Origin of the sequence: Streptomyces sp. NPDC001407 (genome assembly GCF_042895325.1) — a bacterium.
Classification (GTDB): domain Bacteria; phylum Actinomycetota; class Actinomycetes; order Streptomycetales; family Streptomycetaceae; genus Streptomyces.
In genome coordinates this window covers 1-22,673 of the sequence record NZ_JBIAWF010000021.1, presented here as the reverse complement: position 1 = coordinate 22,673, position 22,673 = coordinate 1, and the positions used below count along the sequence as shown (strand labels likewise).

The window sequence follows — 22,673 nt, the reverse complement described above, 5'->3', positions numbered from 1 at the left end:
TCAGCGCACCCAGCCCGTGTACACCTGCCCGCCCGCGCTGCGGCCGCGGGCGGCGGGGCGGGGGCTCCCGCCCGGCTCCAGGGCGGCGGCCACGGCGCGTACCAGCCAGGCGTTGACCGAGAGGCCCTCCTTGCCCGCGGCCTCCTCTGCCTTCGCCTTCAGATGCGCGGGGAGGCGGAAGTTGATGCGCGCGGTGGCGCCGTCCTCCCCCTCCGGGACCGCGGCCGGCACGGGTGCGGCCTCCGGCTCGCCGGCCCGCTCGTACGGCCCTTGCGCGGGCGGGGCCGTGACCACGAACTCCGGGTCGAGGCCCCGCAGCCGCACGTCGACCGAGCCGGGCGCGAGATCGCCGGTGACCTCCGCCATCGCGGCGGACAGCGCGTTCAGCAGCATGAGCCGGGCGGCGGACTCCAGCGGTGTGGTGAGCCGGTCCGCGAGCGCGCGGGCCTCCTCACCACCGGCGTCCGCGGCGACCGCGAGCTCGTGACGGAGATTGTCGACGTAGGGCGTGAGGTCCATGACACCACTATGGCACATCGATGGCACCATGGCGAGCCATTGTGGCACCACGTTGTGGTATCCGCCATTCCGGAACGCTCCGGAACGCTCCGGAACGCGGACGGGCACCCCGCTGCCTGGCCGACAGCACGGTGCCCGTCCCTTCCGACGATCCGGCCTACCGCCGGCCGGTGTTCAGTCCCGCTCCACCGGGATCCACAGCTCCACGTCCGCCCGCGCCCCCTCCTGCGACAGCTCCGTGCGCAGGATCTCCGGCCCCCGCCGGCTCCGGTACGGGTTGGAGGGGAACCACTGCGTGAACACGTCCCGCCACATGTGCTGGAGCGACTGCGGGAACGGGCCGGAGTCCTCGAAGACGGCCCACGTGCCCGCCGGGACGGTGAGCGCGTCCATGTCCTCGGGGACCTCGTGCGCGGGCGCGCCCGTCACCGCGGCGTGGTAGTAGTCGAATTCGGATCCCTCCTCCCGGCCCTCGGAGAGCTGGTCGCTGACCGAGACGATGCCTTCCGGCTGCTGGTCGGACAGCCGGTGGATGCGCTGGTGCGTCTCCTTGCCCATGCCCTTGATGAACGCGGCGATGGCCGGGTTCACGCCTTCGTACACAAGAGGCACCCGTGCCTTCCTGCCGACCACACGGAACTCTTCTTTTTCCACGATCCGATATCGCATGCTGCTGCTTCCTTCGACGACGAGTCGGAAGGACATCCGGGGCTGTGAGCGCAGCGCCGCGCCCGTGCGGCGCGCCTCGCCGGGCCCGATGCCGTGCATGGCGCGGAACGCGCGGGCGAACGCCTCTCCCGAGGTGTAGCCGTACCGCACCGCGATCTCCAGCAGCGTCCGCTCCCCCGCGAGCACGTCCGCGCCCGCGACGGTCAGCCGCCGGCGGCGGACGTACTCCGACAGCGGCATCCCCGCGAGCGCGGAGAACATCCGGCGGAAGTGGTACTCCGACGTCATCGCGAGCCGCGCCAGCTCCTCCCCCTCGATCCGCTGGTCGAGGCGGCCCTCGATGTGCTCCAGGGCCTGGTTGAGCTGTTCCAGCACTCCGGTCTCCTTCTCTCTTACGACCTTCACGCTAGAAAGTCCGCGGCCTGTCGCACCCGACTTCCTGTGCCCGTTCCTGTCGGGTGGCACCGCCGGCGACGCGTCAGCCGGAGCCGCGGTCGTACGTCACCACGAGCGTCTTGTCGATCGCGTCGAAGAGTTCCGCCAGGGCGCCGTGGTCGGGGGCCTCACCGTAGACGATGGCGGCGAACGCCTGAGTGCCCTCACGCCAGTCGACCGGCTCGCCGGGACGGCGCACGGCCTCGACGCGCCGGACGCCCGGCAGCGCCTTCGTCTCCTTGACGCCCGTCATGGAAACGATCGCGCGGGCGTCGAGCGGCGGGGCGAAGAAGCGCTGGAAGGCGATGCGCTGGTGCACCGGTGCGGTGAGGTCGGCGGAGACGCGCCCCAGGGCGCAGTCGAGGGCCGTACGGAGCATCGGGAAGCCGGTGGCCCGGCCGACGGTGTCGTCGATGAAACCGCCCAGCCTGCCGTTGACCTCGATCAGGCGCGGGCCGTCGGCGGTCAGCTTGAACTCGGTGTGGGCGATGCCGGACGTCACCCCCAGCGCGCGCAGCGCCTGTTCGGTGGCCTCGGTGAGCCGGGCGGCCGTGACGGCGTCGACGTTGCTGGGGAAGAAGGCGCCGGTCTCACGGAAGGGGTCCAGCAGGGGCGGCTTGCCCGTGATGCCCGCGTGGACGATCCGGCCGCCCACGGCCACCGACTCCACCGAGACGTAGTCGCCCCACCGCGGGCCCGCGACGGACGGGTCCCCGACGAGGTACTCCTCCAGCACCAACTCGCTCTCGCCCGCGGCCAGCAGCTCCTCCACCGTGCGGACGCAGTCCGCCACGGTCCGCGCGAGGACGGTGTTGCGGCTGCCCGCGCCCTGCCGCGGTTTGACGACGGCAGGGGCGCCCACGGCTGCTGCGGCCGCCGCCGCGTCCCCGGGCGCGGAGACGGCGGCGTAGCGGGGCAGCGCGGGCACTCCCGCGGCGGCGAGGGTGGCTCGCTGGAGGTGCTTGTCGGCCAGGGCCGCTGCCGTGGCCGGCGAGTGGAAGGCGAGCCCCAGGCGCTCCGCGAGCGCGGCGGTGGCCTCCAGCACGCGGTCGCTGAAGGTCGTGATCCCTGCCGGGCCGAGGGCCTCCAGCCGCTGGACCGTGGCTTCGGCCAGGGGTGACGCGGCGTCGAACTCCACGACGGTGCCGATCTGCGCAAGCAGCGGGAGGTCCTTCGCGACGGCGGGCACGGACGGGTCGCAGAGGAGGACGAGTTCGCAGTGGCCGGAGGCGGCGGCCGCGAGCTGGAGCGGGGTCACGGAGCCGTTGTCGTGGACGACGGCGAGGCGGGGTGGCATGCGGTTGCCTTTCGGGTGGGAGGTGACTGCTGTGTCCTCAGGAGGTGTCTTGTGCGGGTGCGCGATCCGGCCCGTCGGGCCTCTGAGGACACCGCGGCGCGGCGGTGGCGTGGAAAGGCGCGCCCCGCACCCGAATGAACGAGGCCCGCCCCGGAGGACCGCTCAACCGCCCAGCAACTGCCGCAGGACGAAGAAGGTCACCACGCCGATCGCCGCCACCGCCAGGAAGTTCTTGATCAGGCGGCCCGCGATCAGGGTGACCACGCCGCCGATCAGCGTCGGGACCGCCCACTCCCCGCCGCCCTCGTACATGGGCGTGACGACCTCGGGGAAGACCAGGGCCGCGAGCACCGCCCCCGGCACGTAGTTCAGCGCGGTCTTCACCGCGTCGGGGAGTTCGCGGTCCTGGAAGAGCACGATGGGCAGGTAGCGCGTCGCGAAGGCGCAGGCGGCCATGCCGATGATGAGCAGGGTCAGGAACACTCAGGCCACCTCCGTTGACTTCGCGCGCTTCTTCTCCCACGTGTCGCAGCCCGCGCCGATGGCCGCGCCGCCGAGCGTGGCGACGACGAGCCCGAGGTTGTACGGCAGGGGGTGCGCGGCCAGGGCGAGCGCTCCGGCGCCGAGCACGGCGGCCCACACCTTCCAATTGACCATCGCCCCCGCCATCATGGCGATGAAGATCGCCGTCATGGGGAATTCGAGGCCCTGGTGGGCGATGTCCGGTACGGCCGAGCCGAGGATCATGCCGAGCACGAGGGACGTGATCCAGTTGGCGAACATCGCCATGGCCGCGCCGAGGAAATACCACTGCCGGTCCCGGATGCCGGTCAGTGTCTTGAACTTGTCGACGACGACGAAGAACACCGCGTCGACCAGTCCGAAGGCCAGCAGCGCGCGCCAGCGCTGCGGCAGGTCGCGCATGTGCGGCCGGAGCATGATCGCGTAGATCATCATCCGCAGGCTCAGCACCAGGGTGGTGAGGAGGATGATCGGCCAGCCCACCCCGTCGCGGAGCAGCTGCTGGCCGGCCAGCATCGCGGTGCCCGAGTTGACGGCGGCGGCCATCGCGACGGTGCCCGCCCAGCCGACGCCCCCGGCGATCCCGGCGGCCCCGGCGATGATGCCCATGGGGAACGCGCCGATCATGAACGGGGTCATGGCCCGCGCGCCCGCCCAGAACTCCGCCCGGTGCGTGCTCGCACCCCCGGCGCCGGTGTCCCCGCCGCCGGTCCCGGCCGTCACCGGCTCACGCGTGCCGGCGCGTTCGTCCACCGCACCGGGCTCCTTGGTCCCGCTGCCTACGGGCTCGTCCAACGGGTCCACCTCCCTCCACATGGCCACCTGGGGAATTCACGCGGACTGCGCGTGCACCAGGCCGGTCAGTCGGTCCTTGAGCAAGGGGGCCACCTCGCCGCGCAGCTCGGCGGGTGACCCCAGGCGGAGAGACTCCACCGCGGCGCGACGATAGAACAGTTGAGCGTCGCTGTCTTCCGTCATCCCGTACGCACCGTGCACCTGCATGACCTCCGCGGTGATCTTCCGCGCGGTTTCGGCCGCCATGGCGAGCGCCTGCGCCGCCTCCAGCCGGACCGCGCCCGTGCGCCGGTCCACGGCCCACGCCGCGGCCCGCACGACGAGCCGTACGGCGTCGAGGCGGGCGGTGAGGTCGGCCAGCCGCAGGGCGATCACCTGTTGGTGGCCCAGGGGCTTGCCGAACTGCTTGCGGGACTTCGCGTAGGAGACCGCCAGGTCGAGCACGCCCTGTCCGAGCCCGACCAGATAGGCCGCCTGCCGGACGCGAGCGGCGTCGAGCACCGTCCGCCAGTCCTCCGCGAGGGTGGCACCGGCGTCCGTTTCCAGCCAACTGTCCACCGGGGCAGCGTCGAAGACGACCGCGTACAGCTCGCCCCGCCCCAGCTCCTCGTGGCGCCGGGCGGTCACCCCGGGTGCGTCCGGCCGTACGAGCGCGGCGCGCACCGTGCTGCCCTCGTGGCCGACCACCAGGAGGTGGTCCGCCTCCGGCACGAAACCGACGAACGTCCGGGTGCCGGAGATCGTCTTCCGGTCCTGGCCGACGGTCAGCCGGGCCGGGACGGCGGTGGTGCCGGTGCCGTGCTCGCGTACGGCCAGCGCGATACGGGTGCCGTCGGCGACGGCGGGCAGGAGCTCGTCACGCGCACCGCCCGCGGCCGTACGCGCCAGGAGCTCGGCGGCCGTCACCGTGTCCAGCAGCGGGCCCTGGTACAGGGCCGCGCCCAGCAGTTCGGCGGCGACCGCCCAGGCCTCCTGGGGGCGCCCCTGCCCGCCCTGTCCCTCCGGGAGGGACAGGGCGGGCAGGCCCAGGTCGGTGAGCGCCTGGTGGATCATGGCGCGGATGTCGGGGGCGTCCTCGGTGTTCGCGTAGGGGGAGCGGTCTGCCATGCGGCGCACCAGGGGGGTGAGCTCTTCGTCGAGGAACTCGGTGAGCGTTTCGCGCAGGGTGCGCTGCTCCGGGGTGGGGGTGATCTTCATGTTGGTGGTCTCCGTACGTGCTGGTCGGCGGGTTTTGTTCCCCAGCCCCGCCCCTTCCCGGCTGCATCTGATGTGCGGCTCCGCCGCGTGGGGGCGCGTGCCCCAGACCCCGATGTGCGGGCCCGTTGCCTCCCCCAGCTACCTCCCCCGGACTCCGTCCGGGGGTGCCCCCAGAGGTGCCCCCAGCGGCGGTAGCGCACTGCGTGCGCGTCCTCAAACGCCGGACGGGCTGGTTCTGGCTGAGGTGGGTGCGGAAGTCACGCCAGCAAGCCCAACCCCGTCGACGCGATCAGTGAGCGCATGACCTCCGACGTCCCCGATGCCAGCGTGAGGCCCACCGCCTCGCGGTAGGCCGCCTCGCCCGCGCCGGCGGCCGTCGGTGACGCGTCGTGGCGGGAGAGCACGCCGTCCAGGCCCGTCAGGTCCAGGTGGGCCTGTGCCACGTCCTGGGCGACCTCCGAAGTGATCAGCTTGGACATGGCGTTGTGCACGTCGTCGCTCGCGTGCTCGCCGAGTTCGGTGACCGAGCGCCAGGCGAGCAGCCGGGCGGCGCGCACCCAGGCGTCGAGCTCGACCAGCCGCGGGCCGTGCACCGGGTGGTCGAGCAGTCCGGTGTCGGCCGCGTGCCGCAGCAGCACGTCGAACCAGCGGCACGCCTTGGCCTCGAACTCGACGCCCGTGCGCTCCAGTCCGAGGACGCTGTTGATGACCTCCCAGCCGCCGTCGACCTCGCCGACGACATCGTCCTCGGTGACCCTGATGCCGGTGAGGGTGACGTCACCGAACCGTTCGTCGCCGAGGTTCCACAGCGGGTCCACCAGGACGCCCGGGGTCTTCAGCGGCACGACGAACAGCGTGATGCCGTGGTACTTCACCTCGGACTCGCTCGTGCGGGCCGCGCACAGCGCGAAGTCGGCGAGGTGCGACTTCATGCTGTAGACCTTGCGCCCGTGGATCCGCCAGCCGTCGCCGTCCGGCTCGGCCCGGGTCTGGAGCGACGCCAGGTCGGAGCCGACGGCGGGCTCGCTGAAGAGGATGCTCGCGGCGCCCTCGCCCCGGGCGATCCTGGGCAGGAGCCTGCTCTTCTGGCTGTCCGTGCCGTACATCATCAGGGCGAGACCGACGATGTCGATGCTCAGGGTGTGCACGATGTCGGGCACACCGTGGGCTATGAGCTCCTCCGTGAGGATCGCCTTGTCCTGGATGGTGCCGCCCAGACCGCCGTACTCCCGCGGCCAGTTGACCGCGAGCCAGCCGCGCTCGCCCAGCCTGCGGTAGACGTCGAGCAGCCCCGGCTCCGCGTCCCGCGCGCCACGGACCGCGGCGACCTCGGCACGGACCTCCTCCGAGCACAGCAGCGCGCAGATCCGCTCGCGGAACTCCCGCTGCTGTGCCGTCGGCTCCAACTCCACCGTTCCACTCCTCCTGCTCGAAGACTGCTCGAAGACTGCTCGGAAACCGCTCGACAACTGCTCGAAGAACGCTCGACCTTCAGCGCGAGGCCCGCTCCAAACCCGGTGCGCTCAGCCCGCCGCCGCGTCGAGCGCCCGGCGCACCGCGCGGGCCAGCTCCTCGACGTGGGGCGGCTGGAGCATCGTGTAGTGGGTGCCGGGTACCTCGACGTGGTCGGCGCCGCGCCCGGCCAGCTCGCGCCACAGGGCGACCGGGACGTTGTCCTCCTCAGCCGCGCCGAGGAGAGTGATCCGGGCGTCGACCGGGCGCGCCACGTGGGTGCGTACGGCCTCGGTGGTCGCCAGGAACACCTCGATGCGGGCGCGCAGTTCGCCCCGTACGCCCTCGGGGACCAGTCCGCTCTCCTCCAGCAGGCGCACCACGTGGTCCGTCCGCTCGTCCTCGCCGAGCGTGCGCAGGTGCGCGAGGCCGATGTCGGGCACCGGCCGCTCGCGCAGGTGGGCCAGGTCGTGGACGAAGGAGGCCAGGCGCTCGGCGTGGTCCGGTGCGCTTCCGTCGGCGCCCGATCCCTCGCCGGGGGTGGCGGTGTCGAAGAGGAGCAGCGCGCCGATCTCCTGCCCGGCGTCGCGCAGCTGCGCGGCCATCTCGGCCGCGACGGCGCCGCCGACGGACCAGCCGCCGAGGTGGTACGGGCCCTCCGGCTGGGCCTCGCGGACGGCCGCGACGTACAGCGCGGCGAACTCCGCCAGCGTGCGCGGGGTCGGGCCGCCGTGCAGGCCGGGCGCCTCCAGGCCGTGGAACGGCTGGTCGTCGCCGAGCAGCCGGGCCAGCGGGATGTAGGGCACCGCGGCGCCGCCCGCCGGGTGGACGCAGAAGAACGCCGGGCGCGAGCCCTCGGGGTTGAGGGGCACCAGGATGTCCGGGCCCCCGGCCACGGGCGCGGTGTGCTCGTCGATCAGTGCCGCGATACCGCGCACCGTCGGCGCGAGGTAGAGGCGGCGCACCTCCAGGGTGACGCCGAACTCCTGCTTGACGGCGGTGGTCAGGCGGATCAGGTTCAGTGAGTTGCCGCCGAGGCCGAAGAAGCTGTCGTGCACGCTGAGGCGGTCGCCGTCGACGCCGAGCAGCCCGGTCCACAGGGCGGCGAGCTTGTGCTCGGTGGGCGTCGCGGGCGCGGTGTGCTCCTGCTCGCCGCGCGCCTCCGGCAACGGGAGCCGCTTCTGGTCGACCTTGCCGTTGGGGGTGAGCGGCAGGGCGTCCAGCAGGACGACGACCGCGGGCACCATGTGCAGCGGCAGCCGGTCGGCGACCTCCTGGCGGACGCGCTCGCCGTCGAGGCCGGGCCCACTGTCCGGCTCGGGCACCACATAGGCGACGAGCCGGGCGTGCGGGGTGCCCTGGTCCTGCACCACGACGACGCCCTGGCGCACGGCGGGCAGGCCGGTGAGCGCGTGCTCGACCTCGCCCAGTTCGATGCGCAGGCCGCGGATCTTCACCTGCCGGTCGGCGCGGCCGAGGAACTCCAGATTGCCGTCGGGCCGCCAGCGGACCACGTCGCCGGTGCGGTACATCCGCTCGCCCGGCGTCTGCGCGAAGGGGTCCGGCAGGAAGCGTTCCGCGGTGAGGTCCGGGCGGCCCAGATAGCCGCGGGCCAGCCCGGTGCCGGCGACGTACAGCTCGCCCGGCACGCCGACCGGCACCGGCCGGAAGGTGGCGTCCAGGACGTACGCCCGGTGGCCGGCCATCGCGCGGCCGATCGGCGGCGCGGAGGTGAGGCCCTCGGGCGGGCAGAGGTAGTCGACGCAGGCGACGGTGGCCTCGGTCGGGCCGTAGCCGTTGTGGAAGTCCCGGCCGGGCGCGCTCCAGCGGTTGACGAGCTCCGCGGGGAACGCCTCCAGGCCCACGAAGAGCACCCGCAGGTCGGTGAGCGGCGCCGGGTCGAGCAGCCGCAGCACGGCCGGGGGCACGTCGGCGACGGTCACCCGCTCCGTCCGCATCAGCTCCTGGAGGGCGTCCGGGTTCAGCAGGCGTTCGCGCGGGGCGCCGATGACGGCGGCGCCGGAGCCGAGTGCGGCGTAGAAGTCGAAGACGCTGACGTCGAAGGCGGGGTTGGCGAACTGGAGCAGCCGGTCGTCCGGGGTGATCCGGAAGAGCTCGCGGACGCCCTCCACGAAGCCCACCGCGGCCCGGTGGGAGATCAGCACGCCCTTGGGCTTGCCGGTGGAGCCCGAGGTGTAGATGACGTACGCGAGGTGGTCGGGGCGGACGTCGACGGCCGGCGCCTCGGCGGGCAGTTCCGCGAGCTCCCCGGCGGCGTCGTCCATGCACCAGTGGTCGACCGGGCCGGTCACCAGGTGGGCCAGGTCCTTGGTGGTCAGTACGGTGCGCACGCCCGCGTCGGCGAGCTGGTGGGCGATGCGGTCGGCGGGGTACTGCGGATCGATCGGCAGCCAGGCGCCACCGGCCTTGAGGATCGCCAGCTGGGCGACCGGGAGGTCGAGGCCGCGGTCGAGGAGGACGCCGACGACCTGGTCGGGGCCGGTGCCCCAGCGCTCGCGCAGCAGGTGCGCGAGCCGGTTGGCGCGGGCGTCGAGCTCGCCGTGGTCGAGCTGCTCGCCCTCGAAGCGCATGGCGACGGCGCCCGGCCGCTCGGCGGCGTGCCGGGCGACGAGCTCGTGCAGCAGCGTGCCTTCCGTGGGCCGGGTTCGCGGCGCGGGGTTCCACTCGCGCAGGACGAGGTCCCGCTCGTGCGCGGGCAGCACCTCGAAGCCGTCGACGCGGGTGTCCGGCGCGGCGACGGCCTGCGCCAGGACGCTGTGGAAGTGCTCGACGAGCCGCTCCATGCGGTCGCGCTCGAAGAGGTCGGTGGAGAACTCGATCCAGATGCCCAGGTCGCTGCCCGGCCGGTCGATCACCTGGAAGGCGAGGTCGAAGCGCGAACTGCCCTGCTGCACGGGCAGTTCCTCCACCTCCAGGCCGCCGAAGGCGAAGGTGCCCACGATCGTCCCGGTGAGCAGGGTGAAGCTGATCTGGAAGAGCGGGTTGCGGCTGGGGTCGCGCTCCGGGCGCAGCTCCTGCACGAGGGTGCCGAAGGGCACGTCCTGGTGTTCCAGGGCGCCGAGGACACCGCGGTTGGAGCGGGCGACCAGCTCGGTGAAGGCGGGGTTGCCCGTGAGGTCCGGGCGCAGCACGAGGGTGTTGGCGAAGAAGCCGACGAGCGGGTCGGTCTCGGGCCGGGTGCGGCCGCTGAAGACGGAGCCGAGGGACAGCTCCTGCTGGCCGGTGTAGCGGCCGAGGACGACGGCGAAGGCGGACAGCATCACCGACAGCAGCGAGGCGCGCTGTTCGGCGGCGAACGCGCGCAGCCGCTCGCCGAGCTCCGCCGGGAGTTCGCGCTCCAGGACGGCGCCGGCCCAGGTGGGCTGCGCGGGGCGGGCGCGGTCGGCGGGGAAGTCCACGGTCGGCAGGCCGTCGAGTGCCTTCCGCCAGTAGTCGACCTGCTCGGTGAGCGCGTCGGTGGTGAGCCAGCGCTGCTGCCAGGCGGCGAAGTCGGCGGGCTGTACGGGCAGTTCCGGCAGCTTCGCCGGGGTGCCGGTGCGCTCCGCCTCGTAGAGCGCGGCGAGCTCCTCGGTGACGCGGCCGACGGACCAGCCGTCGGTGACGATGTGGTGCATGACGAGCAGCAGGACGTGGTCGTCCGCGGCGACGCGGAACAGCGACGAGCGGAAGACCGGTCCCGTCTCCAGGTCGAAGGGGCGCCCGGCCTCCTCGTCGACGAGCTGCCGCAGCCGCTCCTCGGGGTCGCCGTCGTCCCCCAGGCCGGTGACCGGCAGCGGCCAGGCGGCCGGTTCGGTCACCGTCTGGAAGGGCACGCCGCGCTCGCTGCCGAAGCGGGTGCGCAGGCTCTCGTGCCGGGCGACCAGGGCGCCCAGCGCGGCCGTGAGCGCGGCGGTGTCGAGCTCGCCGCGCAGCCGCAGGGCGAACGGCACGTTGTACACCGGGAGTTCCGGCGCGACCTGGTGGAGGAACCACAGATAGCGCTGCTGCTCGGAGACGGCGAGCTTGCCGTCCCGGCCCACCGCGACGATCCGGTCGCGCTCGGCCTTCTCCGCGCGCTTCTGCCGCAGCTTCATCTCCAGCAGCTTGCGCTTGACGTCGGAGAGTCCCTGTCCCGCCGCCGTGCCCCGCTCTGTCTCAGCCATGTCCCTCGTCAACCTCGTACTCGTCGGCCCGCGGCCACGGTCAGCGGTGTTCCCCGCCGGCTTCCTGGTGTTCTTCGAGGAGGCGCCGCGCCTCCTCGTCGGTGAGCGCGTCCGCGCCGGACAGCAGCTCCTCCTCGACGATCGCCGTCAGGCCCGCCAGGCTCCCCTCCGTGAAGATCACCGGGAGCGGGATCCGCACGTCGAACGCCTCCTCGACGCGGGTCATCAGCTGCACCGCCTGGAGGGAGGTGCCGCCGAGCTCGAAGAAGCCCTCGTCGGGGTCGATCTCCTCGGCGGTGACCTTGAAGACGTCCTGCCAGATGGCGGTGAGTTCGTCACGCACCGGGTCGGTGGTGCTCACGCGTTCGCCTCCGCCCACTCGGCCTCGGCGATCTCGGCGGCCTTCTCCCACGGCGGGCGGTGGTCCATGGAGGCGGCGTAGCGCGTCCACACCTCGCGGTGGTTCCAGACCTTCTCGAAGGCGTCCGCGTAGGCGGACAGCAGCGGCCGGGCGTCGGGCGACAGGTGGGCCTTCTGGATGGCGAAGGAGTCGTCGATGACGGCCAGCGTGGTCGGCTGGTCCTCCGCGCGGTACCGCCGCGGCGGGACGCCGGGCAGCTGCCACGGGAAGCCGCCGTAGCCGAGCTGTTCCTGGAAGACGCGCTGCTGGGGCAGCGACATCATCTGGTAGTGCCCTGCGGGCACGCCCTCGGCGCGCAGGGCGCGCATCAGCGAGGCGCGCAGCGCCCCGGCGAGCGCGGGGTCGAGGCCGAGCGCCGCCGGGTCGACGCGGAAGCGCAGGATGTGCCAGGCGTGCGTGCGGTCCTCGGGGACGTGCGGGGTGAGCAGGCCGGGCAGGGCGGACAGGCGCTCCAGGAAGTACCGGACGTTCTCGTCCCGGATCTTGGCCTCCTCCGGCAGGCGCTCCAGCTGACTGCGGGTGAAGGCCGCCTGGATGGCGTTCGGCTTGTGGTTGAAGCCGAGCATGTGGCCCACGTAGGAGCGCTCGCCCTGCTTGGGGATGAGCTCGCCGAACTGCCGCAGCATCAGCGCCCGGCGGGCCAGCCGGTCGTCGTCGGTCGTGATGAGACCGCCCTCGCCGCAGGTGGCGAGGTTCTTGCTGACGTTGAGGCTGAAGGTGTTGATCGCGCCCAGCGAGCCGACCGTACGGCCCTGGTAGACCGCGCCGTGCGCCTGGGCGGCGTCCTCGACGACGGGGATGCCGTGCTTGTCGGCGACCGCGAGGATCTCCGTCATGTCGACCGGCAGGCCGTGCAGGTGGACGACCACGATGGCGCGGGTGCGCGGGGTGATCGCGGCCTCGACGGCCTCGGGCGTCACGTTGAAGGTCCGCGGGTCGATGTCGACGAAGACGGGCACCGCGAGGATGTGCAGCGGTGCCACGGCGGAGGCGATGAAGCTGAGCGCGGGCACGATCACCTCGTCGCCCGGCTGGATGTCGAGGGCGCCCAGCGCCACGGAGATCGCGGCGGTGCCGTTGCTCACCATGACGCAGTGCTTGGTGCCGACGGCGGCGGCCCATTCGCGCTCCAGCGACTCGATCTCCTGCTCGCCGGAGGACGCCGAGGTGAAGCGGCCACTGGCCACGGCCCGCATGACCGCGGCCTCGTCGGCCTCGGTCACCCGCGGCCAGGCGGGGATGCGCAGGGAGCGCGGGACGGACCGGGCGCCGCCCTGCATGGCGAGCTTGTCGGGCGACCTGGTGGCGCCCGGCCGAGATGCGGCGACAGCCATTACAGTTCCGCTCCTTCGTGTGCGAGTCCTGCCAGCACCTGTTCCAGGTCCTTCAGGAGGGTGTGGGCGCGCCTGGTGAGGCGCGCCGGGCCGAGCCCCTCGGACTGCGTGAGCGCCGCCATGATCCGGATCGCGGACCAGTGGTGGGCGATCCGCTCGACGGCCCGGCCCTGCTCGGCCAGGCCCGGGTGGTCGAGCGCGCGTCCGGCGAGGGCCAGCCAGTCGGCGTGCACGGCCGTGTTGGCCAGCGCGGCGCCCGCGACGACGAACAGCTCGTCGCGTACGGTCTCGCCGGCCGTGAGCCGCTTGCCCATGTCGGCGAAGAACGCGGTGAGCCCGTCGAGGCCCGCGTAGCCGTCGCCGCGCGGGGGCTCGTGGTAGCCGCGCAGGTTGCGTTCGATGACGTCACGGATGTGCGCGCGGTCGAATGCCGGGAAGTCCTCGGGGTTCGCGTCGAGTTCGACCGACAGCCAGCGGTTGCCTATGTGCACGTCCGTGAAGAACATGTCCCGGTCGTGCACCGCCGCGTTCCCCGAGTCGCGGGAGGCGGTCAGCTGTCCCAGGGTGATGTCCCCGTGGAAGTGCGGCGGGACGGCGTCGAGCACGTGGACGGTGCCCGCCTCCTCGTCGAAGCCGTGCACGATCACCATGTGGTTGGAGTGCACGTCGCGATAGGCGGGGCGGAAAGGCAGCTCGAAGTTGTCGACCGCCACGGCCACCGGCCGCCCGGCCTCGACCTCCGCCCGCACCTGCGCCCAGCCCTCGGCGGCGTCCGCCGGGCTGTGCCACACGGAGCGCACCGGGTGGTACGGGGCCAGCGCGCCCAGCAGCGACTCACCGGCGGCGCAGGGGTAGAAGTATTCCTCGCGCCGTACGTCGCCGGGCAGGTGGCGGAAGCGCCAGGCTGCGCCCAGGGTCTCCAGCGGGGCCACGCCGCGGTGCCGCAGCAGGGTCGCCATGCAGGCGTGCAGGCAGCCGGCCAGGTCGTGGCGCCAGCTGTGCACGTCGTCGATGAGGGTCGTCACTGCGCTGCCTCCGGCGGTGTGGTGGGCGCGAGGGTCATCGCGAACACGTGGATCGCGGGGTTGTCGGGCAGCGTGAGGGCCGTCAGCTCCTGCTGCCGGGTCACGGGGACGCGCTGCCGCCAGATGGTCGGCCCCATGGAGCGCTGGACGTGCCGGGGGTAGTGCAGCCGGGTGCAGGAGAACGCGGCGCTCTCGCCGAAGCGGGCCCCGGTCTCCGGCCAGAAGTCGGAGACCCGCAGCCACTCCGGGTCCACCGAGCCATCGGCGTAGTGCAGTTGCACGAAGTCCTCGGTGCGCCGCTCGGCGGCGGCGAGCACGTGGATCCAGTCGTAGCGCCCGGCGGGCAGCTCAAGGAGCTGGCCGGCGCAGCGGACGTTGTCCGGCGCCCCGGCGGCCGGTGCGGGGAAGCGGAAGGGGACGCCGTCGACGGTGATGTCGCCGCCCGCGGGCAGCTCCTCGGCCGGGAAGGTGTTGCCCCAGATGTTGAACGCGCCGTCGGACAGCCGGTCCTCGGTGGTGATGCCGGTGTTGTTGGCGAACGCCGTCAGGTCCAGGCGCGTGGGCGTCGTGTGTGCGGTCTGTGTTCTCAACTCGGACTTGCTCCAACGGTTCCGTGAGCGGAGGGTGCGGCCGGCACCGGCCGGTGCGTCCGGCCCGGGGCGAGGCGCAGGACGGCCCGCAGCCCGGGGTGGAGGGTGCGCGGCATGAGGTGGGCGGCCACGCGCTCCCGGCCGCCGGGGAAGGCGAAGGTCTCGTGGTCCCCGGCGGCCGCGCCGCCGGCTTCCCGCAGCAGTGCGGCCAGCCGGGCCCGGCCCTCCGGCCCCGCGCCGGGCCAGACGTCGAGGCCGGCCGCGCCCTGGGCACCGGCGCGGGCACAGGCCCGCTCCAGCAGCTCCGACGGGCGCCCGCCCGCTTCGAGCACGGCGAGCAGCCGGCCGTCCGCGGGCAGCCAGACGAGCGCGACGTCGGACGGCCCCAGGGGGTCGTCCACCAAGGGCAGCGCGCCGGTGTGGAACGGTGCGCCGGGGACGCGTTCCAGCGTGGTCTCGGACAGCGGCTTGTCGTCGGCGGACCAGTGGCGTACGGCACGGAAGCCCAGCCGGCCGTAGACGGCGGGCAGGCAGCGCTCCACGACGGCGTCGAGCCACAGCCGTGGCACCCCGTGCGCACGGGCGCTGTCCTCGACGGCCGCCAGCATGCTCCGGGCGATGCCCTGGCCCTGCCGCACGGGGTCCACCGAGACGCGGTGGACCTCCCAGCCGGAGGCGCCGTGACCGGTCACGCGCAGGGCACCGGCGAGCCGCCCGTCCGGGCCGGTGGCCAGCCACACCCGGCTGCCGCGCTCGATGTCGCGCAGGACACCGGCCTCCGTCTCCCGGGCGCCGTCGGGGACGGGCAGGCCGGGGTAGGGGTCGGACAGCGCGTAGGCGGCCCGGGTCAGCCCGGCGACCGGGCCGGCCCAGCGGTCGGCCGCCGCGCGGCCGGAGGGCAGCGGTGCCACGTCGACGGCCGCGGCCGTGTGCGTCTCACTCATGGTCACGCAGCAGTTCGTGGAAGCAATGGGCGCCGAACTCCAGGTCCGCCACGGCGATGCGCTCGTCCGCGACGTGCAGCATGTCGCGGTACGAGACACCCGTGGACTGCCGCAGCGGCAGCCAGCCGTACGTCTCGATGCCCAGCTGCGGGAAGAGCCGCGCGTCGGTCGAGGCGGTGGTGACCATGGGGATCGGCACGCCGTCCGGGTCCTGCTCGCGCAGCACCGCGGCGAGCCGCTCGTAGAACGCCCCGAGCTTGGGCTGCGGCATCTGCTCGCCCTCGACGAGCACCTCCAGGTCCATCTCGACGCCGGACTTGGCGCGCAGTTCGGCGAGGAAGCCGGGGGTGTCGAAGTCGCCGGGCAGCACCCGTCCGTCGAGCTCCACGGAGATCTCGCTGGGCAGCACGTTCGTCTTGGTGCCGCCGTGGATCACCGTGGCGTTGACGGTGTGCTGCACGATCGAGCTCAGGTAGCGGATGTCGCGCTCGTCGAAGCCGTCGAGCGCGGACGGGTCGGAGGGGTCGGCGCGGAAGGCGGCGATCCGGCGGCCGCCGTCCTCCGGCAGCACGCGGGCGAGCTCGCCGAGCATGGTGTCGACGGCCGGGGTCAGCACGGTGCCCAGCCCGCCGCCGTCGATGGCGGTGAGCAGCCGCGTGAGCTTGTGGGCGGCGCCCGTGCCGCCGGTGACACGGGAGGCGTGGCCCGCGACGCCGCGCAGGACGGCCCGCACCCACACGGCCCGCTTCTCGGCGACCACGATGGGGTGGAAGCGCACCTGACCGCCGAGGTCCAGGCTCGCGCCGCCGTCCTCGCCGATGGCGTAGCGCACTCCGGCGAACAGCTCGGGGTGCTCGTTCACCAGATACTTCGCGCCCGCCGCGCTGCCCGCCTCCTCGTCACAGACGACGGCGAGGATGACGTCCCCGGCCGGCGGGGTGCCGGTGGCCCGCAGCCGCAGCACGGCGTCGAGCATCATGGCCAGCTGGCCCTTCATGTCGACGGCGCCGCGCCCCCACACCTCGCCGTCGACGAGCTCGCCGCCGAAGGGCGGGCGGGTCCACCGCTGGTTCTCGGTGGGCACCACGTCGACGTGGGCGTGCAGCAGCAGGGGCGGTGCCTCGCCGCGGCCGGGCAGCCGGGCGATGAGGTTGGGCCGGGCGGGCTCGCGGCCGAGCAGCCGGGTCTCCAGCCCGGCGCCGGAGAGCAGGCGCTCGACGTACCGCACGCAGGCGGCCTCGTCGCCGGGCGGGTTGGTGGTGTCGAAGCGGATCAGCTGCTGGGTGAGTCCGACGACGCCCGGCATCTCGGCGGTGCTCATGTCCGGTCGGCCTCCGTCTGCTGCGGAACGAGTGCGTCCAGGTCTGCGGCCAGCTCGGCGACGAGGGCGGCCGGTGCGTCCAGGAAGGCGTAGTGGCCGCCGTCCAGGAGCACCTCGCGGGTGTCGCCCTCGGGGGCGTACTCCCGCCAGCCGGCCGTCAGCGCGGCGGGGATGACGTCGTCCTCGCGCCAGCCGATGGTGGTGAGGGTGGTGGGCAGCCGCAGCGGCGCGTCGAGCCGGTAGCGGCGGTTGGCCTCGATGTCGGCGGACAGGACGTCGACGCCGAGGTCGATGAGGTCGGGGTGCGGCTCGCCGCCCATGGCCCGGGTCAGGGTGATCAGTTCCCCGGCGAGCTCGTCGTGGCCGAGGTCGAGCAGCCGCCCGTACGGGCCCTCGTGCGGGGCCACCTGGGAGGAGAGGAAGAGCCGGTCCGGGACGCGCTCGCCGCGCCGCGCCAGCTCGGCCGCCGCGGCGAAGGCGGGGAGGGCGCCGCTGCAGTGCCCGAAGAAGGCGAACGGCCGGTCCAGGTGCGGCGCGAGCCCTTCCAGCAGCCCCTCGGTCAGCTCCTCGTATGTGCCGAAGTGAGGCTCCCGCAGCCGGTTCTCGCGGCCCGGCAGCTGGACGAGGCACACCTCGGCCTGCCCGACGGCCCGCGGCCACTTGGCGTACATCGAGGCGCCGACGCCCGCGTAGGGGAAGCAGAACAGGCGCACGGGGCTGTCGCCCTTCGGGCGGCGCAGCAGCCATTTCGAGGGACGTCGGTCGGAAGTCATCCTTCACCTCATGTCGGGAGCGGTCGCGGGCGGTGCGGGGCGGGGTCAGCCCGCCGACTCCTCGACGACCTCGGCGAGTTCGGCCACGGTCGCGCTCAGGTAGAGGTCGCGGGGCCGGAGCTCCACTCCGTGCCGCTCCGCGACGTGGGCGACGATCCGGGTGACCATCAGGGAGTGGCCGCCCAGCTCGAAGAAGTCGTCGTCGACGCCGACCTCGTCCAGCCCCATGAGACCGGCCCAGAGCGCGGCCAGTTCGCGCTCCAGCGGGGTCGACGGTGCCCGGAAGTCGGCGTTGGTCTCCGGCCGTTCGCGGACCTCGCGGGCCTCCAGGGCGGCCCGGTCGACCTTGCCGTTGCGGGTGAGCGGCAGGGCGTCGAGCCGGGCGAAGAGCGAGGGGACCATGTAGGGCGGCAGGGCGGCGGAGACGGCCTCGCGCAGGGCGGTGGACAGGACGCTGTCGTCGGCCACGTAGAAGGCCACCAGGCGCTTGCCGGACTCCGGGTGCGTGTGGACCACGACGGACGCGTCCTTGACGCCGGGGTGGGCCACCAATGCCGTCTCGATCTCGCCGGGTTCGATGCGGAAGCCGCGCACCTTCACCTGGTTGTCGATCCGGCCGAGGAACTCCACCACGCCGTCGGCGCGGCGGCGCACGAGGTCGCCGGTGCGGTACATCCGGGCGCCGGGCCCGGCCGCGTACGGGTCGGGCAGGAAGCGGTCGGCGGTCAGGCCGGGGCGCCCCACATAGCCGCGGGCCACTCCGGCGCCACCGGCGTAGAGCTCACCGGTCCCGCCCGCGGGGACCTCCCGCAGCCGCTCGTCGAGCACGTGCACGGTGGTGCCGGTGACAGGCAGCCCGATGGGCACGGGCCCGTCGCCGACCGGCTCGTCCATGATGTGGCAGCAGGTGAACGTGGTGTTCTCGGTGGGTCCGTAGCCGTTGACGATCCGGATGCCCGGCAGCGCGGCGAACGTCCGGTTGACGTGGTGCGGCGAGAGGACGTCCCCGCCCGCCAGCAGCTGCCGGACGGTGGTCAGCCGGGCGACGGGCCCCTCGGCCATCTGGTGGAAGAGCCCTGCGGTGAGCCACAGGACGGTGACGTTCTCCCGTACGACCGCATCGGCGAGCTCGTCGAGCGAGGGCTCCCCGGGCGGCAGCACGGCCAGCCGGGAGCCGTTCAGCAGGGGTGCCCAGATCTCCAGCGTCGACGCGTCGAAGGCGAGCGGCGCGAACATCAGGAAGGCGTCTTCGGGCCCGGCCGTCAGGAAGTTGCTCCCCTGGACGAGGCGGAGCACGGCGCCGTGCGGGATGCACGCGCCCTTGGGCGTACCGGTCGAGCCGGAGGTGTACGCGACGTACGCGGCGTGGCCGGGCCGCACCTCTGTGCCGAGGCCGGTGGCCGGAAGCACGGAAAGCACGGACCGGTCGAGCGCGGGGTCGTCGAGGACGACGGTCCGGGCGAGCCCGGACACCTGCTCGTGGAGTCGCTCCTGAGTGAGGATCAGCTTCAGGCCCGCCTCCTTCACCAGGGTCGCGTGGCGCTCGCGCGGCTGGCGCGGGTCGAGCGCCACGTAGTGGCCGCCCGCCTTGAGGATCGCGAGAAGGGCGACCACGGTCTCCACGGACCGCTGCGCGCAGACGCCGACCGGGCTCTCCACGCCGACGCCCAGGGCGCGCAGGTGGTGGGCGAGCCGGTTGGCCCGCGCGTCGAGCTCGGCGTAACGGACCCGGGTGTCGCCCGAGCTGATCGCCACGGCGTCCGGGGTGGCCGCCGCGCGCCGCTCGAAGGCCGCGTGCACGGATTCCGGGTGCACCGATTCAACGGTCGTTGTCATTCTCGAACCCTTTGCGCGTTTTTCACGGTGGACCGGCTCAGCCGCGCAGGCTCAACGGCCGCAGGTCCGTCCACAGGGTGGCTATCCGGTCCAGGCACGCCTGCCGGTCACCCGTGAATCCGATTTCGCCCCAGCCCGCCGGGAGTTCGCGTCCGGCGGGCCAGATCGAATGCTGTTCCTCGTGATTGACGACGATCGCCCAAGAATCCTGCGCCGCTTCGGCAGCCTCAGTCATGATCGGCCCTCTGGTTTATCCGCAGTGATATCGCCAGAGCGTAGGCAGGGCCGCCGTAATGCCGCGTCCACCCGGTGGTTGACCTGCCGGGCGACCACCCGTCGACCCGGGGTCGCCCGGGTCAACGCCCGGCTGAAGGGCGTCCAGAAGTTCTCAACACGCCTCGGCAGGGGTCTGCATCAGACCGGCCCGGTAGGCGAAGGAGACCAGCTGCGCGCGGTCCTTGAGGTCGAGCTTGTTGCGCAGCCGGTGCAGGTGGGTGCGGATCGTGCTGACCCCGATGCACAGCTCCGTGGCCACCTCCTCGATCGACATCCCCCGGCCGATCAGCGTGAGCACCTGGCGCTCGCGCGAGGTGAGCGAGCCTATAGAAGGCCGCAGTTCGGCGGCCGGCCGCAGGTCGCGGCCGCGGAACCACTCGACGAGCCGGCCCGCCACCTCAGGGGCCAGGGCGGTGCCGCCGCGCGCCACGGTCCGCACGGCGCTCGCGACCTCCTCGCGCTTGGCGTCCCCGATCAGCACGCCGTTGGCCCCGGCGTGCAGCACCTCGGTGATCACGTCGTCCGCGCAGTCCATGCTGAACACCACGGAGCGGGGGGCCGGCACGTCGTCGCCGGACCGGGCCAGCCTGCGGATCAGCTCGATCCCGGACATCCCCTGGAACTTGATGCCGGTGACGACCACGTCCGGCCGGTGCGTGCGGATCAGCATCAGGGCATTCATCGCACTGTCCGAGACGTCGACGACCTCGATGTCCTGGGCAGCCTCCAGGAAGGTCTTCAACCCGTTACGAATGATCGGCGTCTCATCACAGATGACCACTTTGATCGCCACCGCGCCCCGCACCCCCAGGTTACGTAATCCCATGGCAAAGCGATGGCCATCCAAGGGGCGGTGCGCCACCAAGTGCAACAGAATTTGCTCACCGCGAGGCCGACCACAGTTCTGCCTTTTGACACACGGCCGCAAAGCACCCAGAAACGCGGTGTCCCCCGCAGCACCGTTCGTCAATCTACTTCATGGAGACGGACGGCCGGAGTCCGTGAAGAACGTGACCAACCTCACCTGACGGCTCGTCGGGGCCGGAAAGCGGGTAATCAAACGGCGGTATTCAGGGAATTATCCGGCTGAACTCTTTTGCCAAGGATTCCGCCAATTGGATGGCCTGCGCACGTATCTCCGGAATGGCGGTGGTTTCCCACAGATTGCCACGCCGCGGCGAACCCAGCGTCCACACCGGCTGCCGCGCACCGCCGTCCGCCGCGACCAGCCGCCCGTCCGCGGCGGTGTCGAAGCCCAGCCCGTGCGGTCCCGGACGGGCCGCACCCGTGGCGAGCAGATCCTGGACCAGCGGGTCCTGTGACCTGCGCACGGAGGCTTCCGCTCCGGTGCAGTTGACGACGGCTCCGAAGCAGCTCGTACCCCCGTCGGCGAAGCGCACACGCACCCCATCGGATGAGGGCTCCGCCGCCACCAAACTCCCGGTCCGGACGGCCACTTGGCCGCTGTGCCGGGCCGCGTCGAGGGCGGCCGCCGTGCGCGGGGGCAGCCGGTGCCGCAGCACCTCCCACAACCGCAGGTCGTCGCGGAGGAAGCGGTCGCGGTCGGTGGCCGAAAGCCCCTGCCACAGGGCGGTGGTGTGCGGTCGCAGCTCGTCGACGGCCGGCCGCCAGTCGCCGTGTGTCCGGCGGTAATGCGCGGCCCGCACGGCCAACCACCGTCGCAAACCGGCCAGATCGGCGACGGGCGGCGGCGCGGGAAGCGGACCGGAGGCGGCCGGTTTCTCCGCGTGGACGCACGGAACGAGGCCGTGTCGTGACACCGCGTGCACCGTGCGGCCCGGCCGCGCGAGCGTCAGCGCCAGGTCGCAGGCGGTCAGGCCGGTGCCGACGAGCAGGACGTCGGCATCGGCGGGGACGCGGTCGAGCGCGCCCGGCACCCAGGGATCCGACACGAAGTGTTCATGTTCGCGGAGGCCTTCGGGCGCCCAGCCGAGCCCCGGGGCGGCCACCCCGAGGGCGAGCACGACGGCGTCGGCCTCCACCACGGCGCCCGAGCTCAGACCGATGTGCCGGCCCGCGTCGCCGTCCGCCCCGGCCAGCCGGACCGCCCGTTCGCGCACCCGGCGCAGGGCACCGGCGCCGTGCCGCGCCACCGCCTCGTCCAGCCCGGCGGCGAGATAGGCGCCGTACGCGCTCCGCGGCGCGAACTCCCCCGGCCCGACGTCGCGGGACTCGCGTGCGCCGAGCCAGCGGACGAAGTCGTCCGGCCGGTCCGGGTGACCGCTCATGCGCCCGGCGGGCACGTTGAGAAGATGACGCGAATCTTGTGTCGCGTACGCGACACCACGGCCCGTTCCGGGCGCCGGGTCGACGAGAGTGAGCGCGACCCGCGCCCCGGCCTCGTACGCCGTCTCCAGCACCCGCGTCGCGGTCAGCGTGCCGGCCGCACCGGCCCCGACGACCGCGACGCGGAAGGTCTGTTCACCCACGGATGATCACTCGGCGGTTCCGGCCATGCCGGCGGTGAGGGTGGTGCCGTCGGCGGGGTCGATGAGGAGGAAGGAGCCGGTGTGGCGGGCCTTGGCGTAGGGGTCGAGGGCGAGGGGTTCGGCGGTGCGGAGGGTGACCTGGCCGATGTCGTTGGGGTTCAGGCGACCGGGGTCGGGGTGGTGGGAGAGGTCGTCGAGGGTGAGGCGGGAGGGGATGGCCTTGACGACGGCTTTGACGGTGCGGGTGGTGTGTTTGAGCAGGACGCGCTGGCCGGGGGTGAGGGGCTGGTCGGCGACGTGGCAGACGGTGGCGTGGATGTCCTGGGTGGTGGGGGGTGCGGTGGTGGTGGGGGTGATGAGGTCGCCGCGGGAGACGTCGATGTCGTCGGTGAGGGTGAGGGTGACGGACTGGGGTGCCCAGGCGGTGTCGGTGGGGCGGCCGAGGACGTCGATGGCGGCGATGGTGGTGGTGCGGCCGGAGGGGAGCACGGTGACGGGCTGGCCGGTGTGCAGGACGCCGGAGGTGATCTGGCCGGCGTAGCCGCGGTAGTCGGGGTGTTCGGCGCTCTGGGGCCGGATGACGTACTGGACGGGGAAGCGGGCGGGGTCCTGTGCGGGGTCGTGCGTGGTGGGCACGGTCTCGAGGTGTTCGAG

19 protein-coding genes and 1 pseudogene are annotated in these 22,673 nt (G+C 73.1%); all 20 read right to left on the bottom strand.

Going from position 1 to position 22,673, the window contains the following annotated elements; genetic code table 11:
• Entirely contained in the window at positions 1–519 is a 519-nt protein-coding gene (locus tag ACFY1P_RS25645) for a toxin-antitoxin system HicB family antitoxin (RefSeq protein ID WP_361529725.1), read from the bottom strand.
• Positions 520–693: 174 nt separating this feature from the next.
• Positions 694–1,563 carry an AraC family transcriptional regulator gene (locus ACFY1P_RS25640; protein ID WP_361529737.1) on the bottom strand — a complete coding sequence of 290 codons (870 nt, stop codon included), beginning with the start codon at positions 1,561–1,563 and terminating at the stop codon, positions 694–696.
• 103 nt (positions 1,564–1,666) lie between these two features.
• The gene (locus ACFY1P_RS25635; RefSeq protein ID WP_390751980.1) at positions 1,667–2,920 is read right to left on the bottom strand and encodes an acetyl-CoA carboxylase biotin carboxylase subunit family protein; all 1,254 of its coding nucleotides are present in this window, start codon (positions 2,918–2,920) and stop codon (positions 1,667–1,669) included.
• Between the two features lie 162 nt (positions 2,921–3,082).
• A complete protein-coding gene (locus ACFY1P_RS25630; protein ID WP_361535541.1) occupies positions 3,083–3,403 on the bottom strand; it encodes an AzlD domain-containing protein in 321 nt (106 codons plus the stop codon).
• The gene (locus ACFY1P_RS25625) at positions 3,404–4,237 is read right to left on the bottom strand and encodes an AzlC family ABC transporter permease (protein WP_361535544.1); all 834 of its coding nucleotides are present in this window, start codon (positions 4,235–4,237) and stop codon (positions 3,404–3,406) included. It lies immediately after the preceding gene.
• A 36-nt stretch (positions 4,238–4,273) separates the two neighbouring features.
• Positions 4,274–5,434: an acyl-CoA dehydrogenase family protein gene (locus ACFY1P_RS25620; protein WP_390751979.1), complete on the bottom strand. Its 1,161-nt coding sequence runs from the start codon at positions 5,432–5,434 to the stop codon at positions 4,274–4,276.
• 257 nt (positions 5,435–5,691) lie between these two features.
• Positions 5,692–6,846, bottom strand: coding sequence for an acyl-CoA dehydrogenase family protein (locus tag ACFY1P_RS25615; RefSeq protein WP_390751978.1), 1,155 nt, complete (start codon positions 6,844–6,846; stop codon positions 5,692–5,694).
• A 111-nt stretch (positions 6,847–6,957) separates the two neighbouring features.
• Positions 6,958–11,049 carry an amino acid adenylation domain-containing protein gene (locus ACFY1P_RS25610; protein ID WP_390751977.1) on the bottom strand — a complete coding sequence of 1,364 codons (4,092 nt, stop codon included), beginning with the start codon at positions 11,047–11,049 and terminating at the stop codon, positions 6,958–6,960.
• Positions 11,050–11,089: 40 nt separating this feature from the next.
• Positions 11,090–11,410: an acyl carrier protein gene (locus tag ACFY1P_RS25605; protein WP_361533728.1), complete on the bottom strand. Its 321-nt coding sequence runs from the start codon at positions 11,408–11,410 to the stop codon at positions 11,090–11,092.
• Entirely contained in the window at positions 11,407–12,804 is a 1,398-nt protein-coding gene (locus tag ACFY1P_RS25600; RefSeq protein ID WP_361533725.1) for a DegT/DnrJ/EryC1/StrS family aminotransferase, read from the bottom strand. The genes ACFY1P_RS25605 and ACFY1P_RS25600 overlap by 4 nt, the downstream gene beginning before the upstream one ends.
• Positions 12,804–13,829 (bottom strand): BtrH N-terminal domain-containing protein, encoded by a 1,026-nt coding sequence (locus ACFY1P_RS25595; protein ID WP_390751976.1) that lies wholly within the window; start codon positions 13,827–13,829, stop codon positions 12,804–12,806. Before ACFY1P_RS25595 ends, ACFY1P_RS25600 begins: the two co-directional genes overlap by 1 nt.
• A complete protein-coding gene (locus ACFY1P_RS25590) occupies positions 13,826–14,419 on the bottom strand; it encodes a hypothetical protein (RefSeq protein WP_361533719.1) in 594 nt (197 codons plus the stop codon). The genes ACFY1P_RS25595 and ACFY1P_RS25590 overlap by 4 nt, the downstream gene beginning before the upstream one ends.
• Positions 14,416–15,363, bottom strand: coding sequence for a GNAT family N-acetyltransferase (locus tag ACFY1P_RS25585; protein WP_390751975.1), 948 nt, complete (start codon positions 15,361–15,363; stop codon positions 14,416–14,418). The genes ACFY1P_RS25590 and ACFY1P_RS25585 overlap by 4 nt, the downstream gene beginning before the upstream one ends.
• Positions 15,356–16,684, bottom strand: coding sequence for a M20/M25/M40 family metallo-hydrolase (locus tag ACFY1P_RS25580; RefSeq protein WP_361534065.1), 1,329 nt, complete (start codon positions 16,682–16,684; stop codon positions 15,356–15,358). The genes ACFY1P_RS25585 and ACFY1P_RS25580 overlap by 8 nt, the downstream gene beginning before the upstream one ends.
• Positions 16,681–17,457: an alpha/beta fold hydrolase gene (locus tag ACFY1P_RS25575; protein WP_361534062.1), complete on the bottom strand. Its 777-nt coding sequence runs from the start codon at positions 17,455–17,457 to the stop codon at positions 16,681–16,683. The genes ACFY1P_RS25580 and ACFY1P_RS25575 overlap by 4 nt, the downstream gene beginning before the upstream one ends.
• 45 nt (positions 17,458–17,502) lie before the next feature.
• On the bottom strand, positions 17,503–19,293 hold the full coding sequence (locus tag ACFY1P_RS25570; protein WP_390751974.1) for an amino acid adenylation domain-containing protein: 1,791 nt from the start codon (positions 19,291–19,293) through the stop codon (positions 17,503–17,505).
• Between the two features lie 37 nt (positions 19,294–19,330).
• Entirely contained in the window at positions 19,331–19,528 is a 198-nt protein-coding gene (locus ACFY1P_RS25565) for an MbtH family NRPS accessory protein (RefSeq protein WP_361534056.1), read from the bottom strand.
• Between the two features lie 153 nt (positions 19,529–19,681).
• Complete coding sequence (locus tag ACFY1P_RS25560; RefSeq protein ID WP_361534053.1) at positions 19,682–20,395, bottom strand: response regulator transcription factor; 714 nt, start codon at positions 20,393–20,395, stop codon at positions 19,682–19,684.
• A 244-nt stretch (positions 20,396–20,639) separates the two neighbouring features.
• Positions 20,640–22,019: an FAD/NAD(P)-binding protein gene (locus ACFY1P_RS25555; RefSeq protein ID WP_390751973.1), complete on the bottom strand. Its 1,380-nt coding sequence runs from the start codon at positions 22,017–22,019 to the stop codon at positions 20,640–20,642.
• A gap of 6 nt (positions 22,020–22,025) precedes the next feature.
• Positions 22,026–22,673: pseudogene (locus ACFY1P_RS25550) on the bottom strand (hypothetical protein); the annotation flags it as partial.

Bases quoted from the DNA above. Each gene is read 5' to 3' on its own strand.
- ACFY1P_RS25645 (WP_361529725.1), bottom strand. From the start codon at position 519: ATGGACCTCACGCCCTACGTCGACAATCTCCGTCACGAGCTCGCGGTC.
- ACFY1P_RS25575 (WP_361534062.1), bottom strand. From the start codon at position 17,457: ATGACTTCCGACCGACGTCCCTCGAAATGGCTGCTGCGCCGCCCGAAG.
- ACFY1P_RS25620 (WP_390751979.1), bottom strand. From the start codon at position 5,434: ATGAAGATCACCCCCACCCCGGAGCAGCGCACCCTGCGCGAAACGCTC.
- ACFY1P_RS25560 (WP_361534053.1), bottom strand. From the start codon at position 20,395: ATGGGATTACGTAACCTGGGGGTGCGGGGCGCGGTGGCGATCAAAGTG.
- ACFY1P_RS25585 (WP_390751975.1), bottom strand. From the start codon at position 15,363: ATGAGTGAGACGCACACGGCCGCGGCCGTCGACGTGGCACCGCTGCCC.
- ACFY1P_RS25580 (WP_361534065.1), bottom strand. From the start codon at position 16,684: ATGAGCACCGCCGAGATGCCGGGCGTCGTCGGACTCACCCAGCAGCTG.
- ACFY1P_RS25565 (WP_361534056.1), bottom strand. From the start codon at position 19,528: ATGACTGAGGCTGCCGAAGCGGCGCAGGATTCTTGGGCGATCGTCGTC.
- ACFY1P_RS25610 (WP_390751977.1), bottom strand. From the start codon at position 11,049: ATGGCTGAGACAGAGCGGGGCACGGCGGCGGGACAGGGACTCTCCGAC.
- ACFY1P_RS25635 (WP_390751980.1), bottom strand. From the start codon at position 2,920: ATGCCACCCCGCCTCGCCGTCGTCCACGACAACGGCTCCGTGACCCCG.
- ACFY1P_RS25600 (WP_361533725.1), bottom strand. From the start codon at position 12,804: ATGGCTGTCGCCGCATCTCGGCCGGGCGCCACCAGGTCGCCCGACAAG.
- ACFY1P_RS25570 (WP_390751974.1), bottom strand. From the start codon at position 19,293: ATGACAACGACCGTTGAATCGGTGCACCCGGAATCCGTGCACGCGGCC.